Source organism: Pseudomonas fragariae (ex Marin et al. 2024) (assembly GCF_059621105.1).
The window spans coordinates 792,501-808,960 of record NZ_CM184369.1; the positions used below are offsets into that span (position 1 = coordinate 792,501).

The 16,460-nt window shown below is 58.0% G+C and carries 8 protein-coding genes and 2 rRNA genes (1 of these 10 only partly in view); 8 read left to right on the top strand and 2 right to left on the bottom strand.

Features of this window, described 5'->3' with window-relative positions:
* From AC54XV_RS03495 to AC54XV_RS03520, 6 genes are all read left to right on the top strand, one after another.
* Positions 1-2,229 (top strand): 23S ribosomal RNA (locus AC54XV_RS03495) (it extends 665 nt beyond the left edge of the window).
* A gap of 158 nt (positions 2,230-2,387) precedes the next feature.
* Positions 2,388-2,503, top strand: a 5S ribosomal RNA gene (gene rrf, locus AC54XV_RS03500).
* Between the two features lie 194 nt (positions 2,504-2,697).
* Complete coding sequence (recC, locus tag AC54XV_RS03505) at positions 2,698-6,171, top strand: exodeoxyribonuclease V subunit gamma (protein WP_496717883.1); 3,474 nt, start codon at positions 2,698-2,700, stop codon at positions 6,169-6,171.
* Entirely contained in the window at positions 6,168-9,860 is a 3,693-nt protein-coding gene (recB, locus tag AC54XV_RS03510; RefSeq protein WP_496717885.1) for an exodeoxyribonuclease V subunit beta, read from the top strand. Before recC ends, recB begins: the two co-directional genes overlap by 4 nt.
* Entirely contained in the window at positions 9,857-11,950 is a 2,094-nt protein-coding gene (recD, locus tag AC54XV_RS03515; RefSeq protein WP_024660304.1) for an exodeoxyribonuclease V subunit alpha, read from the top strand. Before recB ends, recD begins: the two co-directional genes overlap by 4 nt.
* Before the next feature lie 120 nt (positions 11,951-12,070).
* Entirely contained in the window at positions 12,071-12,475 is a 405-nt protein-coding gene (locus AC54XV_RS03520; RefSeq protein ID WP_496717887.1) for an NUDIX hydrolase, read from the top strand.
* 96 nt (positions 12,476-12,571) lie between these two features.
* On the opposite strand, the gene AC54XV_RS03525 is transcribed toward AC54XV_RS03520, so the two are convergent.
* Positions 12,572-12,988 carry a hypothetical protein gene (locus tag AC54XV_RS03525; protein WP_032654659.1) on the bottom strand — a complete coding sequence of 139 codons (417 nt, stop codon included), beginning with the start codon at positions 12,986-12,988 and terminating at the stop codon, positions 12,572-12,574.
* Positions 12,975-14,114: a polymorphic toxin type 44 domain-containing protein gene (locus AC54XV_RS03530; RefSeq protein ID WP_060400909.1), complete on the bottom strand. Its 1,140-nt coding sequence runs from the start codon at positions 14,112-14,114 to the stop codon at positions 12,975-12,977. The genes AC54XV_RS03525 and AC54XV_RS03530 overlap by 14 nt, the downstream gene beginning before the upstream one ends.
* 257 nt (positions 14,115-14,371) lie before the next feature.
* On the opposite strand from AC54XV_RS03530, the gene AC54XV_RS03535 reads away from it, so the two are divergent.
* A complete protein-coding gene (locus tag AC54XV_RS03535; protein ID WP_011266569.1) occupies positions 14,372-15,739 on the top strand; it encodes a DUF6861 domain-containing protein in 1,368 nt (455 codons plus the stop codon).
* 15 nt (positions 15,740-15,754) lie between these two features.
* Positions 15,755-16,363, top strand: coding sequence for a GAD-like domain-containing protein (locus tag AC54XV_RS03540; protein WP_011266570.1), 609 nt, complete (start codon positions 15,755-15,757; stop codon positions 16,361-16,363).
* Positions 16,364-16,460: the final 97 nt, after the last annotated feature.

Here is a 16,460-nt window from a genome sequence, read left to right on the forward strand (position 1 = left end):
AAACCGGGCGATCTATCCATGGGCAGGTTGAAGGTTGGGTAACACTAACTGGAGGACCGAACCGACTACCGTTGAAAAGTTAGCGGATGACCTGTGGATCGGAGTGAAAGGCTAATCAAGCTCGGAGATAGCTGGTTCTCCTCGAAAGCTATTTAGGTAGCGCCTCATGTATCACTGTAGGGGGTAGAGCACTGTTTCGGCTAGGGGGTCATCCCGACTTACCAAACCGATGCAAACTCCGAATACCTACAAGTGCCGAGCATGGGAGACACACGGCGGGTGCTAACGTCCGTCGTGAAAAGGGAAACAACCCAGACCGTCAGCTAAGGTCCCAAAGTCATGGTTAAGTGGGAAACGATGTGGGAAGGCTTAGACAGCTAGGAGGTTGGCTTAGAAGCAGCCACCCTTTAAAGAAAGCGTAATAGCTCACTAGTCGAGTCGGCCTGCGCGGAAGATGTAACGGGGCTCAAACCATGCACCGAAGCTACGGGTATCATCTTAGGATGATGCGGTAGAGGAGCGTTCTGTAAGCCTGTGAAGGTGAGTTGAGAAGCTTGCTGGAGGTATCAGAAGTGCGAATGCTGACATGAGTAACGACAATGGGTGTGAAAAACACCCACGCCGAAAGACCAAGGTTTCCTGCGCAACGTTAATCGACGCAGGGTTAGTCGGTCCCTAAGGCGAGGCTGAAAAGCGTAGTCGATGGAAAACAGGTTAATATTCCTGTACTTCTGGTTATTGCGATGGAGGGACGGAGAAGGCTAGGCCAGCCTGGCGTTGGTTGTCCAGGTTTAAGGTGGTAGGCTGAGATCTTAGGTAAATCCGGGATCTTAAGGCCGAGAGCTGATGACGAGTGTTCTTTTAGAACACGAAGTGGTTGATGCCATGCTTCCAAGAAAAGCTTCTAAGCTTCAGGTAACCAGGAACCGTACCCCAAACCGACACAGGTGGTTGGGTAGAGAATACCAAGGCGCTTGAGAGAACTCGGGTGAAGGAACTAGGCAAAATGGCACCGTAACTTCGGGAGAAGGTGCGCCGGTGGAGGTGAAGCATTTACTGCGTAAGCCCCTGCCGGTCGAAGATACCAGGCCGCTGCGACTGTTTATTAAAAACACAGCACTCTGCAAACACGAAAGTGGACGTATAGGGTGTGACGCCTGCCCGGTGCCGGAAGGTTAATTGATGGGGTTAGCGCAAGCGAAGCTCTTGATCGAAGCCCCGGTAAACGGCGGCCGTAACTATAACGGTCCTAAGGTAGCGAAATTCCTTGTCGGGTAAGTTCCGACCTGCACGAATGGCGTAACGATGGCGGCGCTGTCTCCACCCGAGACTCAGTGAAATTGAAATCGCTGTGAAGATGCAGTGTATCCGCGGCTAGACGGAAAGACCCCGTGAACCTTTACTATAGCTTTGCACTGGACTTTGAATTTGCTTGTGTAGGATAGGTGGGAGGCTTTGAAGCGTGGACGCCAGTCTGCGTGGAGCCAACCTTGAAATACCACCCTGGCAACTTTGAGGTTCTAACTCAGGTCCGTTATCCGGATCGAGGACAGTGTATGGTGGGTAGTTTGACTGGGGCGGTCTCCTCCTAAAGAGTAACGGAGGAGTACGAAGGTGCGCTCAGACCGGTCGGAAATCGGTCGTAGAGTATAAAGGCAAAAGCGCGCTTGACTGCGAGACAGACACGTCGAGCAGGTACGAAAGTAGGTCTTAGTGATCCGGTGGTTCTGTATGGAAGGGCCATCGCTCAACGGATAAAAGGTACTCCGGGGATAACAGGCTGATACCGCCCAAGAGTTCATATCGACGGCGGTGTTTGGCACCTCGATGTCGGCTCATCACATCCTGGGGCTGAAGCCGGTCCCAAGGGTATGGCTGTTCGCCATTTAAAGTGGTACGCGAGCTGGGTTTAGAACGTCGTGAGACAGTTCGGTCCCTATCTGCCGTGGACGTTTGAGATTTGAGAGGGGCTGCTCCTAGTACGAGAGGACCGGAGTGGACGAACCTCTGGTGTTCCGGTTGTCACGCCAGTGGCATTGCCGGGTAGCTATGTTCGGAAAAGATAACCGCTGAAAGCATCTAAGCGGGAAACTTGCCTCAAGATGAGATCTCACTGGAACTTTGAGTTCCCTGAAGGGCCGTCGAAGACTACGACGTTGATAGGTTGGGTGTGTAAGCGCTGTGAGGCGTTGAGCTAACCAATACTAATTGCCCGTGAGGCTTGACCATATAACACCCAAGCAATTTGCGTCGAATGACCAGATTGCGGTGACTGTGAAGATGACACGAACCGAAAGTTTGCGTCACGAATGACACCTGAAACAGCTTGATATCACATACCCGATTTGCTGAAGCGCGCCTCAGGGCACGACTCGGTACCCGAATTTCTTGACGACCATAGAGCATTGGAACCACCTGATCCCATCCCGAACTCAGTAGTGAAACGATGTATCGCCGATGGTAGTGTGGGGTTTCCCCATGTGAGAGTAGGTCATCGTCAAGATTGAATTCCAGAAACCCTCTTCGCTTACGCGTTGAGGGTTTTTGTTTGTCTGGGGTTCCAGAAACCTCTGTCTTCTCCTGAACTCATAACTCCACCTCTCCGGCAGTCATCCAGACCCACGTGCTTATGGCAATCCGGCGCGCTTGCCCTTATGGTTCGGCATCAGGTTCCACGCACCCGTCAAGGAAGCAAGCATGTCCGTTACAACCTCTCTGAGTGCAGGCTTCATGGTGGTTCAAGGCAACCGCCCGGATGAACTGCGCAGTCTGGTTGTGTCCTGGATGCGGCGATATCCATTGGCGCCCCTGGAAAACGAGATTGCTCTGGTGCAGAGCAACGGCATTGCACAGTGGCTGAAGTTGGCCTTGGCCGAAGATGCTCAGGATGAAGATAACGGTGGCTGTGGTATCGCTGCCGCCATAGACGTCCAGTTGCCCGGCAGTTTCATGTGGACGCTGTATCGCATGGTGCTGGGTGCGGATGAGATCCCCCAGACGTCCTTGCTCGACAAGACCCCTTTGACCTGGCGCTTGATGCGCTTGTTGCCGTCGCTGATGAATCAGCCGCACTTCGAGCCGCTGCAGCGCTTCCTGACCGACGACACTGATCTGCGCAAGCGCTATCAATTGTCCGAACGCCTGTCCGATCTGTTCGACCAATATCAGGTTTACCGGGCTGACTGGCTGCAAGACTGGGCCGCTGGCCGCCATCAATTGCGCGACGTACGAGGTCAGTCCAGGCCATTGTCAGCCGCCAATTGCTGGCAAGCCGAACTGTGGCGCGCGCTGCTGGATGATGTCGGGGCTGAAGGGATGTCGCAGAGCCGTGCAGGCGTGCATCAGCGCTTCATCGAGCGCATCGGCAACATGACCGAAGCGCCACCGGGCTTGCCGGCACGGGTCATCGTTTTCGGCATTTCGTCACTGCCGGCACAAGCGCTCGAGGCGTTGGCAGGGCTGGCCAGATTCAGTCAGGTTCTGCTCTGTGTGCACAATCCGTGTCGTCACCACTGGACCGATATCGTCGCCGACAAGGACCTGTTGCGTCACCAGTACAAGCGTCAGGCGCGCAAGAGCGGCATGCCGATGGTCCTCGACCCGCAAGCGCTGCATCAGCATGCTCACCCCTTGCTCGCGGCTTGGGGCAAGCAGGGACGTGATTACATCAACCTGCTGGACAGCCATGACGACCCACGCAGCTACCGTTCCTCGTTCAAGGACGAGCGCATTGATCTGTTCAGTGACGCGGAGCCCACCACACTGCTGAACCAGTTGCAGGACGATATCCTCGAGCTGCGTCCGCTGGATGAAACCCGTGAGCTGTGGCCGGCAGTCAATCCTTCTGAGGACCGTTCGATCCGCTTCCATGTGGCTCACAGCGCGCAGCGCGAAGTAGAGGTGCTGCATGACCAGCTACTGGCGAGATTCAGCAAAGACCCTGGCCTGCGCCCGCGTGACGTGATTGTCATGGTCCCGGATATCGACAGCTATGCCCCGCACATACGAGCAGTATTCGGGCAGATCGAGCGCGAAGATCGTCGCTTCATCCCCTTTACGCTGGCTGACCAGGGCCAGCGCGGCCGCGAGCCGTTGCTGATTGCTGTCGAGCACCTGCTCAAACTCCCGGACAGCCGTTTCCCGGTCAGCGAGATTCTCGACCTGCTGGACGTTCCAGCCTTGCGCGCACGCTTCAGGATTCAGGAGCGTGACCTGCCAACACTGCATCGCTGGATAGAGGGCGCGGGCATTCGTTGGGGGCTGAATGCTCAACAGCGTGCCGGTCTGGGTCTGCCGGATGCTCTTGAGCAGAACAGCTGGCATTTCGGCCTGCGTCGCATGTTGCTGGGGTACGCGGTGGGTGCCGGCGCGGCTTACGACGGCATCGAACCCTACGATGAGATCGGCGGGCTTGATGCGGCGTTGATCGGTCCGCTGGTCGCGTTGATTGACGCCCTTCAGGTTGCCCACACAGAGTTGTCGACACCCACCACTCCGGAAGCGTGGGGTGCCCGCCTGCAATCGCTGCTGCAGTTGTTCTTTCTCGCCGACAGCGAGCATGACGACTACCTGCTTGCCCAGCTGGAAACACTGCGCGAGAACTGGCTGGAAACCTGTGCAACGGTAAGACTGACCGATGAGCTGCCGCTGACCGTTGTGCGTGAGGCCTGGCTGGCCGGGCTCGATCAAGGGCGCCTGTCCCAGCGTTTTCTGGCGGGCTCGGTCAACTTCTGCACGCTGATGCCCATGCGCGCCATCCCGTTCAAAGTGGTCTGCCTGTTAGGCATGAACGACGGCGATTACCCGCGTGCGCAACCGCCGCTGGATTTCGATCTGATGGGCAGCGATTACCGACCCGGCGACCGCTCCCGGCGTGAAGACGATCGCTATCTGTTGCTGGAAGCCTTGCTCTCGGCCAGAGACCAGCTGTACGTCAGTTGGGTTGGCCATAGCATTCGTGACAACAGCGAGCGTCCAGCTTCGGTGCTCATCGGTCAGCTGCGCGATCACCTCGCCAGTGGCTGGAAGCTGGCCGGCGAGACCGATCCGGACGGTAAACACGATGATCAGCGCTTGCTGAAAGCCCTGACTGTGAATCACCCGTTGCAACCCTTCAGCGCCAATTACTTCCACGTCGGCACAGGTTATTTCAGCTTCGCCCGCGAGTGGCGCCTGCTGCATGAAACCGACCTTCAGGTGCCCGTGCCTCAAGCGCTGCCGGCTCATGAACAGGAAGAACCGCTGTCCATTGCGCAGTTACAGGATTTCCTGAGAAACCCGGTAAAGCACTTTTTCAGTCAGCGCCTGAAGATCTATTTCGAGGTGGCTGAAGCGCCGCTCGCCGATGAGGAACCGTTCGTGCTCGATGCCCTTGAGCGTTACGGCCTCAGTGAAAGCCTGCTCAGCGCAGCGATGGTTTCCCCTGACGGTATGGATGCCGCCCTGAAAACCCAGGCGCTGAAACTGCAAGCCAGTGGACTGCTGCCGCTCGCGGGCTTCGGCACCTTGATGCAGAGCGAGCTGATCGAGCCGCTGCCTGACGTACTCAGGCGCTACCACGATCTGTTGACCCTCTGGCCCGAGACCCTGAGCAGCGCTTTACCGATCGGCTTCAGCCATGCGGGTGTGAGCATCGACGGCTGGCTGGGCGGGCTGCACCGTAACGCCCGCGGCGAGCTATTGCTGGTCACCGCCATTCCCAACAGCATCGGCTCGAAAAAGACCCGCAAGTGGCACCGGCTGATTCGGCCGTGGGTCAATCACCTGGTGGCGTGCGCCTGCGACCTGCCGTTGAGCACGGCACTGGTCGCCAGTGATGAAACCCTGATGCTGGAGCCGCTGGACAAGGCGAGTGCCGTCACCACGCTCAATCACTTGCTGACGGCCTGGCTGCACGGCATGCAGGAACCCCTTCCGGTCGCGGTCAAAACCGCCTTCGCCTGGTTGGGCCAGCCTGCCGACAAAGCCGAAGCGGCTGCCCGCAAAGCCTACGAAGGTGACGGACAGACCAGCGATGGCGAGCGTCGCGAAAGCACGGCACTGGCTCGGCAGTTCCCGGACTTTGACGCACTGATCGACAGTGAAGAATTTGCAGGCTGGTGCGAGACGCTCTACAAACCGATTTACGACGCGCCCTGGCAATCGTTGTCCGGCGGGGAGGGCGGCGCATGAGTGAGCAATCCCTTTCTCTCGCGCTGCGCTTCCCACTGCGCGGCAGCCAGTTGATCGAGGCCAGCGCCGGGACCGGCAAGACCTTCACCATCTCCGCCTTGTACTTGCGTCTGGTGCTCGGCCACGGTACCGAGCAGTGTGGCTTTGGTCGTGAACTGCTGCCGCCGCAGATCCTTGTGGTGACCTTTACCGACGCCGCGACCAAGGAACTGCGTGACAGAATTCGTACCCGGCTGGCGGAGGCTGCACGCTTCTTTCGTGACGAGATCCCTTCCCCCGATGGCCTGATTGCCGAGCTGCGTGAACAGTTTGAAGCGTCGCTATGGCCTGCCTGTGCCAGCCGTCTGGACATCGCCGCGCAGTGGATGGACGAGGCCGCGGTCTCGACCATCCACAGTTGGTGCCAGCGCATGTTGCGCGAGCACGCATTCGACAGCGGCAGTCTGTTCACCCAGACGCTGGAAACCGACCACAGCGATTTGCTCGGCGAAGTCCTGCGCGATTACTGGCGGCGCTTCTGCTACCCCATGAGCGGCGACGCGTTGACCTGGGTGCGGGAAAACCTCAGCGGCCCCGCGGCGTTGCTGCCGCGTGTGCGAGGTCTGTTCGGACGCGATCGCAGCCCACTCACCCAGGAACCGGCCGAACTGATCGCGGCGTCATTGCAAGAGCGCCGGGCAGCGCTTGCCGCGCTGAAAGCGCCGTGGGCCGTTTGGTCCGACGAGTTGTATGCGCTGTGTCAGGACGCGGTCGCTCGCAAGGCAGTCGATGGCCGCAAAATGCAGGAGCGCTATTTCAAGCCCTGGTTCGAAAAGCTCGCCGCCTGGGCCGCTGACGACACACAGGAAGCGCTGGATCTGGGCACCGGTTTCACTCGTCTGACCCCCGACGGCATTGCCGAAGCCTGGAAGGGCGATCCACCTGCGCACCCGGCCTTCGAGGCCATGGCACAGCTGAAGGCGGCGCTCGATGGCTTGCCCAAACCGGACGCTGCCGTGTTGCAGCATGCGGCGCAGTGGGTCAGTGTCCGCTTTGAAGAAGAGAAGCGTCGCCGCGCCGAGATGGGCTTTGATGACATGCTGCTCAGGCTCGACGCGGCCCTGCATGCCGCTGGCGGCGAGCGTCTGGCCACCCTGATTCGCGAGCAGTTTCCGGTGGCGTTGATCGACGAATTCCAGGACACCGACCCGGTCCAGTACCGGATCTTCGACAGCATCTATCGTCTCGAGGCCAACGATGAGCAGACCGGGCTGTTCCTGATCGGTGACCCGAAACAGGCGATCTATGCCTTTCGCGGCGCCGATATCTACACCTACCTGCGTGCCCGGCAGGCTACCGATGGCCGTTGGCATACGCTGGACACCAACTACCGCTCCAGTCATGCGATGGTCGAGTCGGTCAACCACGTCTTCACGCGGGCAGAGCAACGTGAGCAAGGTCGCGGTGCGTTCCTGTTTCGTGATGAGCACGGCAATCAGGTGCCGTTCTCCGATGCGCTGGCCCAAGGCCGCAAAGAGACGCTGCACGTCGACGGTGCACCCCTGACGGCGCTGACGGTCTGGCACCTGCAAAGTGACCAGCCGGTGTCCGGCGTGGTTTATCGTCAGCAGTTGGCAGCCAGTTGCGCGAGCGAGATCGTGCGTCTGCTCAATGCCGGTCAGCAGGGTAGTGCCGGTTTCGTCACGCCCGACAGCACACTGCGCGGGCTGCGTCCGGCCGACATTGCGATTCTGGTCCGCGACGGCAAGGAAGCGCAGGCGGTGCGTCAGCAACTGAACGCGCGGGGTGTGCGCAGCGTGTACCTGTCCGACAAGGATTCCGTGTTTGCCGCTCAGGAAGCCCACGATCTGCTGTCCTGGCTCAAGGCCTGTGCCGAGCCGGACTCCGAGCGCACGCTGCGTGCCGCGCTGGCGTGTATCACGCTGGACCTGCCGCTGGCCGAGCTGGAACGCCTGAATCAGGACGAGCTGGCATGGGAGCGGCGCGTCATGCAGTTTCGTGGCTATCGCGCCATATGGCGCAGCCAGGGCGTGTTGCCGATGCTGCGTCGTCTGCTGCACGACTTTGCCCTGCCACAGACCTTGATGACCCGCAACGACGGTGAGCGAGTACTCACCAACCTACTGCACCTGTCTGAACTGCTGCAGCAGGCCGCCGCCGAACTGGATGGCGAACAGGCGCTGATCCGTCATCTGGGCGACCACCTGGCACTTTCCGGCCAGGCCGGCGAAGAGCAGATCCTGCGCCTGGAAAGCGACGAGCAACTGGTCAAGGTGGTCACCATCCACAAGTCCAAGGGCCTGCAGTACCCGCTGGTGTTCCTGCCGTTCATTTGCTCCTCGAAACCGGTGGACGGCAGTCGCTTGCCGCTGCAGTTTCATGACGCCGACGGCAAGTCGCAGATCAGCCTGCAGCCTACCGAGGCGCTGATTCAGCAAGCTGATGACGAACGTCTGGCCGAAGACCTGCGTTTGCTCTACGTCGCACTGACCCGATCGGAACATGCCTGCTGGCTGGGCGTCGCCGACCTCAAGCGCGGCAATGCCAACACCTCGATGCTGCACCGTTCCGCGCTGGGTTACCTGCTGGGCGGTGGCGCAGCGCTGGCCGAGTCCGCGGAGTTGAACATCTGGTTGCGTGATCTGGCCCAGGGGTGTGGCGCAATTGCCTTGCAGCCTGTTCCGGAGCCCACGGACGAGCGCTTCAGTGCGCCGCGCAACGCAGCGGCGCTGGTCAAGCTGCTGGTGCCCAAACGCCGCGCTGCCGAGAACTGGTGGATTGCGTCCTACAGTGCCCTGCGTATCGGCGACACGGTGACGGCCGGTGCCGATGAATCGCCTGACAGCCCGCAGGCACAGAAACTGTTCGACGACGAGCGTCTGGACCCCGAAGCCCCGCGCGACATCCTGACCAGCGGCGGCGATATCCATCGTTTTCCGCGTGGCCCCAATCCCGGCACCTTTCTGCACGGGCTGCTCGAATGGGCTGGCAACGAAGGTTTTGCAAATACCGCGCACGCGCCGGACAAACTGCAGGACGCCGTCGCCCGTCGCTGTAATCGGCGCGGTTGGGCGGGCTGGATCAATACCCTGAGCGATTGGCTGCAGCACCTGCTGAACATGCCGCTGCGCCTGTCGCCTGATGCCGCACCGGTGGCCTTGGGCGAGCTGGATCAGCCCAATCAGTACCGTGTGGAAATGGAATTCTGGTTCGCCAGCAATAACGTCAACGTCGCGCAAATGGACGCCCTCGTGCGCCGCTTCACCCACGACAACGCGCCGCGTGCTGCGACCGAGACGGTCTCGCTCAACGGCATGTTCAAGGGCTTTATCGACCTGACGTTCGAACACGAAGGCCGGTATTACGTGGCGGACTACAAGTCCAACTGGCTGGGCAGCGACGACAGTGCGTACACCCCGCTGGCCATGGAAACCGCCATTCTCGACAACCGCTACGACCTGCAATACGTCCTGTACCTGCTGGCTCTGCACCGCCAGCTCAAGACGCGGATGGCCGACTACGATTACGACCAGCACATGGGCGGCGCGCTGTACCTGTTCCTGCGCGGTAGTCGTTCGGCCTCTCAGGGCGCGTATTTCGCCCGTCCGCCACGTGAGCTGATCGAAAGTCTGGACCTGCTGTTTCAGGGCAAACCGATAGCGCATGACCTGCCGGGAGCATTGGCATGAGCCGCTCGTTCGATGATCTGTTGCCTACCGCACTGGACGACATCAGCCTCGCTGAGTTGAGCCCGCTGACGCGTGTCAGCGATCTGCTGATCCTGCTCGAACGTTGGGTCGAGCGCGGCTGGTTGCGTGCTCTGGACAAGGCGTTCGTCGCGTTCCTCAGTGACCTCGATCCGCAGGCCGATCCGTTGGTACTGGTGGCAGCAGCGCTGACCAGCCATCAGCTCGGCCACGGTCACGTCTGCCTTGATCTGTACGAGACCCTCAAAGAACCGGACTTCGCCCTGTCACTGCCACCTGAAGGCGATCAGCAGAGCGCGCCGATGCTGCTGCCCTCACAACTTCTGGCAGCACTGGATGGCGCCGCCTGGTGCCAGGCGCTGGCAGCCAGCATGCTGGTCGCCGAGGTGGGCGATTTAAGTGCCGAAGCGCGACAAAAGCCATTGGTGCTGGCCGAGCGGCGTCTGTACCTGCGTCGCTACTGGACTTACGAACGGCGTATTGCTGCCGCCTTGCGTCAGCGCCTGGCCCAGCGTGAAACACCGCCGGAGGGTCTGCCGCAGCGGCTCGACGCATTGTTCGGCCCGGCCGATTCTTCGCCACAAGCCGTCATCGACTGGCAGAAACTTGCCTGCGCACTGGCGACCCGCAAGGGCTTCAGCATCATCACCGGCGGCCCCGGCACCGGCAAAACCACCACGGTGGTGCGCCTGCTGGCTTTGTTGCAGGCACCGGCGGTACAGAGTGGCCAGCCGCTGCGCATCCGTCTCGCGGCACCCACCGGCAAGGCGGCGGCACGTCTGACCGAGTCCATCAGCCAACAGGTGCAGAGCCTGGACGTCAGTGACGACGTACGCCAGAAAATCCCCAGCGAGGTGACCACCGTCCACCGCCTGCTGGGCAGTCGCCCCGGTACCCGGCACTTCCGCCACCATGCGGGTAATTTACTGCCGCTGGATGTGCTGGTGGTTGATGAAGCCTCCATGATCGACCTGGAAATGATGGCTAACCTGCTCGACGCACTGCCTGCGCATGCACGCATGGTTCTGCTGGGTGACAAGGACCAGCTGGCATCCGTTGAGGCGGGGGCGGTACTCGGGGATTTGTGCCGCGACGCCGAAGAAGGTTTCTACAGCCCCGACACCCAGGCCTGGCTGGAAGCCGTCAGCGGCGAAGACCTCGGCAAGGGCGGTTTGCGCCAGGGCGATGCGCAGCAGCATCCGTTGGCCCAGCAAGTGGTGATGCTGCGCCACTCACGTCGTTTCGGCCAAGGCAGCGGTATCGGCCAGTTGGCCCGGCTGGTCAACCAGCAACAGGACCAACAGGCCCGCGCGCTGCTGTCGGCGGGCAGTCACGACGACCTGTTCGCCTTGGCTCTCAAGGGCGAGCAGGACCTCAAGTTCGAACGCCTGGTGCTCGACGGTCTTGGCAGGGGCGAGCAAGGTCCGCAGGGTTACCGGCATTACCTGAACGTACTCGCCGCCGAGCGGCCCGCCGACGATTCGGCACTGGACGACGCGTGCTGGACCCGCTGGGCGCGCTCGGTACTCAGCGCCTTCGACGCCTTTCAACTGCTGTGTGCCGTGCGCAAAGGCCCGTGGGGGGTGGAGGGTTTGAACCAGCGCATCACGCACGCGCTGTTCAGCGCGAAGCTGATCGAAAGCGAACAGCAATGGTACGAAGGTCGCCCGGTGCTGATGACCCACAACGACTATGGCCTCGGCCTGATGAACGGCGACATCGGCATCACCTTGCGCCTGCCTGAGCGCGACGGCGAGGGCAAACAGGTGTTGCGCGTCGCCTTCCCCCGCAACGACGGCAGCGAAGGCGTACGCTTCGTCCTGCCCAGCCGCCTCAACGAGGTCGAAACCGTGTACGCCATGACCGTACACAAATCCCAGGGCTCGGAATTCGCCCACACCGCCCTGATCCTGCCCGAAGCGCTCAACCCGGTACTGACCAAGGAGCTCATCTACACCGGCATCACCCGCGCCAAGCACTGGTTCAGCCTCATCGAACCGCGCCAGGGCATCTTCGAAGAAGCCCTGCGCCGCAAGGTCAAACGTCTGAGTGGGCTGATGTTGGGGCTTTGATCACGTCCGGGCTGTCTGGCGATTCGTTACCGTGCATTGCAGGTACGAAGTCGAGCGCCATAATCCCTATGCGCTTCAACCGGGTTCAAGGGTCAATTGAAAAGGCCAGGGTGTAACTGCATGACGGCGGATAACGCGTGTGCTGTGGTTCTGCGAGACCGGGGAGTGCTGGAGATTCTGGCATTCGAGCATCCGTTGGCGGGCCTGCAATTGGTGAAGGGCAGTGTGGAACCAGGCGAGTCAACTTGCGCGGCTGCTGTGCGGGAGTTAATGGAGGAGGCCGGGATTCAAGCGACAGCAAAGCGAAACCTGGGTGAGTGGCACTCCACCATAACGGGACATATCTGGGCATTTCATGAATGTCAGGTGGCTCAAGACCTTCCCGATAGCTGGGTGCATTTTGCAGAGGATGATGGAGGACACGATTTCAGATTCTTCTGGCATCCGCTGATGAGTGAGCCGTCTGACAGATGGCATCATATTTTCAAGGATGCCTTGAGCTTTCTCAGGGAGACCGTTACTTGAGTCTGGGTATGGGTCAGCTCTTCTTTAGATGCCGGGAGTGTTTTCTGTGTTTACTCATTGGCTGTGCCGAGTTTGACGTGGCGCGGGTAGCACGCCTCAGGGCTGGAAGGGGTCTGGTCGCCCCGGACACTGTTTCAGACGAGCAGTGACGTCAGGGGCTGTCTTGGCGATGTCAATCTTACCGCTCCCATCAAGATAAATATCCAACATGCTCCACCGTTTTGGTGTGATGTCGATGCACCGTGGCGGGGTCTTATCAGCCCACCAATCGAACATCATAAAGAAATCCTCGTCGGGCAAAATATGACCGGTGTCACCGGTTGTCTCGCCGGGCAGCAAGTCCCGTCGTAAGATTGAATGCTGCGTATTGAGTACGTAATGAAATCCTTTTGAGCCATCGGCTGAGTAATAAATGACGACCCTTGGCAGTGCTAAATACCATCCAGCGATCAGGAGGCAAGCAAAGCCTATAATCCATCGCGCTAGGTAGAAATTTTTCTCACTTGCAGACATGCGGTTGGACCCCTGTCGCCCAGTCGCTTATAGGTACGGCCAACACTTTGTCCATAACGATCTTTCCGGTAAGGCCGCCGTTTGGATATTCCTTGTACAGATTCATCCCTATCATGATCGAAACCCTATCGGGGGTGTCATCCCATGCACGCATACCCTCAACGCCCTCAGTCCTTCGCGGGCCATCAAATCTCTTAGGGTCTTTTATGAGACGCCAAGTGTCTGACCCAATCTGCTCAATACCCGCACCGTCCAGTAACACACTTTCAGAAAACCTACCTGCCACGCCAACGTAACCGTAATGAACGTTTGACCAGATATCATAGAAATATTCGTACTCTCCTTGCTTTTGCCATATCCCACCGAAGAGTTTCGCCAATATTGGCTTGTGGTCCCATGGCCTGTCTTGGCCGACACGCTCAGTCCAAATGGCAAACGCTTTGGTCTTTTTCACCAGTGCCATAGTGTAAAAATCCGGCCCTTGGCCGAGTCGCAGGTAAAATGGCAGTGCAGCGTATTTACGTGTTTCCTCATCAGGATCAAAGCTGTTCAGTTCTTGTATCTGTAGCACTTCTGGGCTGTTGATGTTGGCGTTCATCTCTCCAGCAATATAAGTCGCCAGCTCTTCCATCCTGTCAGGGTGTTTGCAAACAACAGGTTCCGCTTTTGACTCAGGCTGCGCATCTGACTTCTTACCGGCTGCCTCAGGATCTACCAAAGCATTCGCCGCCAAGGCTTTCTCCGTGAGCTTCGGGTCAGCCAGCAAGGTCGCCATCTTCTCGTCGTCCACGGAGCCGTCTGGCCGGAAGGCCCCCAGCGCCATGAAATTGATAATGGTCGCGCCACCAGCGTCACCCATGACGAAGCCGCCACCAACATTGCTTGAGCCGGTGATGATTGTCCCGCCGTGACTGGTGGGGCTTCCCAAGTGGGCCATGGGACGGCCATTCACCAGAATGGAAGGAAAGCCTGCAGTGATGACCGCGCCACACCCGCAGGTATCCCCCACACGTGCCGCGCCCATGCCGTTGATGTTGACGTCACCGGATGCAGAAGCGATAGGCGTTGTACCGTGACCCGGCAATGGGCAGGCGTGCTTGTCGCCCAATCGGGCTGAAGAAATCATTGCATGCCGTCCTTGCGTCTTTGATCCGTAGACAACCAGCGTTTAGTTGACGCGTGGCAGGCTACCGGAGGCGCAAAAGGCGGTATGTAGGGGAAATCTTAGTTTTGTGAAGGACCTTGAGAATCTGATCGAAAAGTCGGGGTCACCTCAATGGGAGCGAACTAGCATAAGCTCCGTGCTCAGCTTGAAATCACTTTTGACATAGCATGGCTCAATGTTTAGCTTCCTCGATTCTTTCCCAAACGCAGGAGCGATGAATGTCTTTATGGACAAAGATACCCAGTTGGCTCGATATCGAGGCTTATGCAGAACGCCTATTTCGTAAGGGCGACCTCGGGGTACGCGAAAGGGGCATGAATCCTCTCAGCCCACCAAGCTCCATAAATATACTTAGTATCGATCTGATCTATCGCCGAGTCAGGTGTGTCCGTCAAGCATGTGATTTAGGCGAAAAAGAGGCCACCAACAGCATCCTCAAACGCTTTTCTGACCTTGATATTCGAAGCATCATCGACGAAATGATCAGCACAGTGGTCGACATGGCGATGATCATTATCGGCAGCGCTTTAACCGGCGCCACAATAGGTGGAGGAGTCGGATTACTTGCTGGGGGCGTCGGCGCCTTCCCAGGCGCAACGGCAGGAGCACTGATTGGAGTGCAAGCGGGAACGTGGATTCTTGGAGTACTGGGGCTGGCCTCGATTGCTGAATTCTTTACGGAAGGCCTTAAGCCTATAGCTACTGGCTATATTCGTGGGGTTTCTACCGCTTGGAACGGCCCTAGGGAGCGAACCGGTAATCCGTTAAGCTCCTTTTCCGACGACACCATGTCAGCACAACAAGGTGCGTGGGATATTGCACGCTCCCATGAGGCCGTAGTGATTCTCTTGCTAAGCGCCATCGTTGCTTATCTGACGCGAGGTCGTGGAAACCTAAGTGTACTCGCAACTGAGATGCGAGGAAGCGAGCGAGGTGCAAAGCTTGGCCAATGGATGCTAAAGCATGAAGACGCATTGAAAAAACACCCTGACCTACAAACGGCAGAACCTCGCAGAGGCGCACTTGGGCCGCAAGAACCACCACCGAACAGCCCATCTGCAAAAGACAAAGAACCGCCCAAGGGCAAGCCAAATACTATGCCGCGCCATGAGGTAGAATGCTTCAAGGCAGACAAGATGCCGGCCTCCAAAGTTGGAGAGTTCGAGCGACAGTTGAAGGGACAGGAGGACGGGCTGAATCGGCTGACGGTTGAGGAATACTTAAAAAATATAGCTAACCCCGTTAAACGCGATGCTATGGCGGCAAAGAAAGCCCGTACGGACTTAAAAGATACTTTACAAGAACGGTTTCAGAGGGAATTTCAAAAAGAGATGAGCCCTCTAGACGCGGAGGAAGCTGCAATTAAAAAGGCCAGGGAAACGATGGCAAGTCTCGCAGGTCTTCACAATCCTGACCTAACAGCTGGCGGGAAGGACATCATCGCGGATTTCGGAGACAGACAAGTTAACTCCAGCATTGGCCCTCAGTGGAGACCAAAAATCCAAAACCTCAAAGCGGCTGCTGAAAAAGTGCCAGAAACTATGCGAGATTCAACTTTCCTCAATGTTAAATTACATAAGTGTTGACTAAAGGAGATATTCGTGGATAAGGTATTTGCTAGGTTCTTAGAGAAGTTTGGTGGCCCTGTCGATCGCCAAGAAGTGCCAGCATCAAGTATTGAGCGCTATAGGGGCAAACTGCCTAGTCAGCTTCTGGAATACTGGACTGAGCACGGCTGGTGCGGATACGGTGACGGGATTTTTTGGATAGTAAACCCGCAAGAATATGAAGGAGTAGTAGCTTCTTGGCTTGAGGGAACTAAATTTGAAAAGCGCGACAATTATCATCTGATTGCACGTGGGGCGTTCGGCGATCTTTATCTATGGGGCGAAAAAACGGGATTTTCGCTGAAGATAACCAGTGTCTTCTCTCGATGCGTGATCCATGACTTTGAAATTACAACCGAAGAAATGAACAGAGAGCTACAAGGTTTTTTGTTGTCCAGAAATGTGGACTCTAACGATCTGGAAGATTTGTTCAAACCGGCAAGAAGACAGCTTGGTACGCTACGCCATGATGAAATGTATGGTTTTGTTCCAGCATTAATGCTTGGCGGATCGGCATCCCTTGATCATATTGAGAAACTAAAAGCAGTGGAGCATTTAATACTGCTTTCCCAGCTTGCAGAGCTTCAGCCTTATCGCTTTTGAGGTATTCATGCGGGCATGTCTTTAGCGTATTCAAGTCTCGCCGCCAAAAATAATAGCCTCCTTTATCGGGGGCTTTGTTTTCTGCTGGAAATATAAT

What these genes read in the sequence shown, in the direction of transcription:
- recC (WP_496717883.1), top strand. Translation starts at nt 2,698, where the DNA reads ATGTCCGTTACAACCTCTCTGAGTGCAGGCTTCATGGTGGTTCAAGGC.
- recB (WP_496717885.1), top strand. Translation starts at nt 6,168, where the DNA reads ATGAGTGAGCAATCCCTTTCTCTCGCGCTGCGCTTCCCACTGCGCGGC.
- recD (WP_024660304.1), top strand. Translation starts at nt 9,857, where the DNA reads ATGAGCCGCTCGTTCGATGATCTGTTGCCTACCGCACTGGACGACATC.
- AC54XV_RS03520 (WP_496717887.1), top strand. Translation starts at nt 12,071, where the DNA reads ATGACGGCGGATAACGCGTGTGCTGTGGTTCTGCGAGACCGGGGAGTG.
- AC54XV_RS03525 (WP_032654659.1), bottom strand. Translation starts at nt 12,988, where the DNA reads ATGTCTGCAAGTGAGAAAAATTTCTACCTAGCGCGATGGATTATAGGC.
- AC54XV_RS03530 (WP_060400909.1), bottom strand. Translation starts at nt 14,114, where the DNA reads ATGATTTCTTCAGCCCGATTGGGCGACAAGCACGCCTGCCCATTGCCG.
- AC54XV_RS03535 (WP_011266569.1), top strand. Translation starts at nt 14,372, where the DNA reads ATGTCTTTATGGACAAAGATACCCAGTTGGCTCGATATCGAGGCTTAT.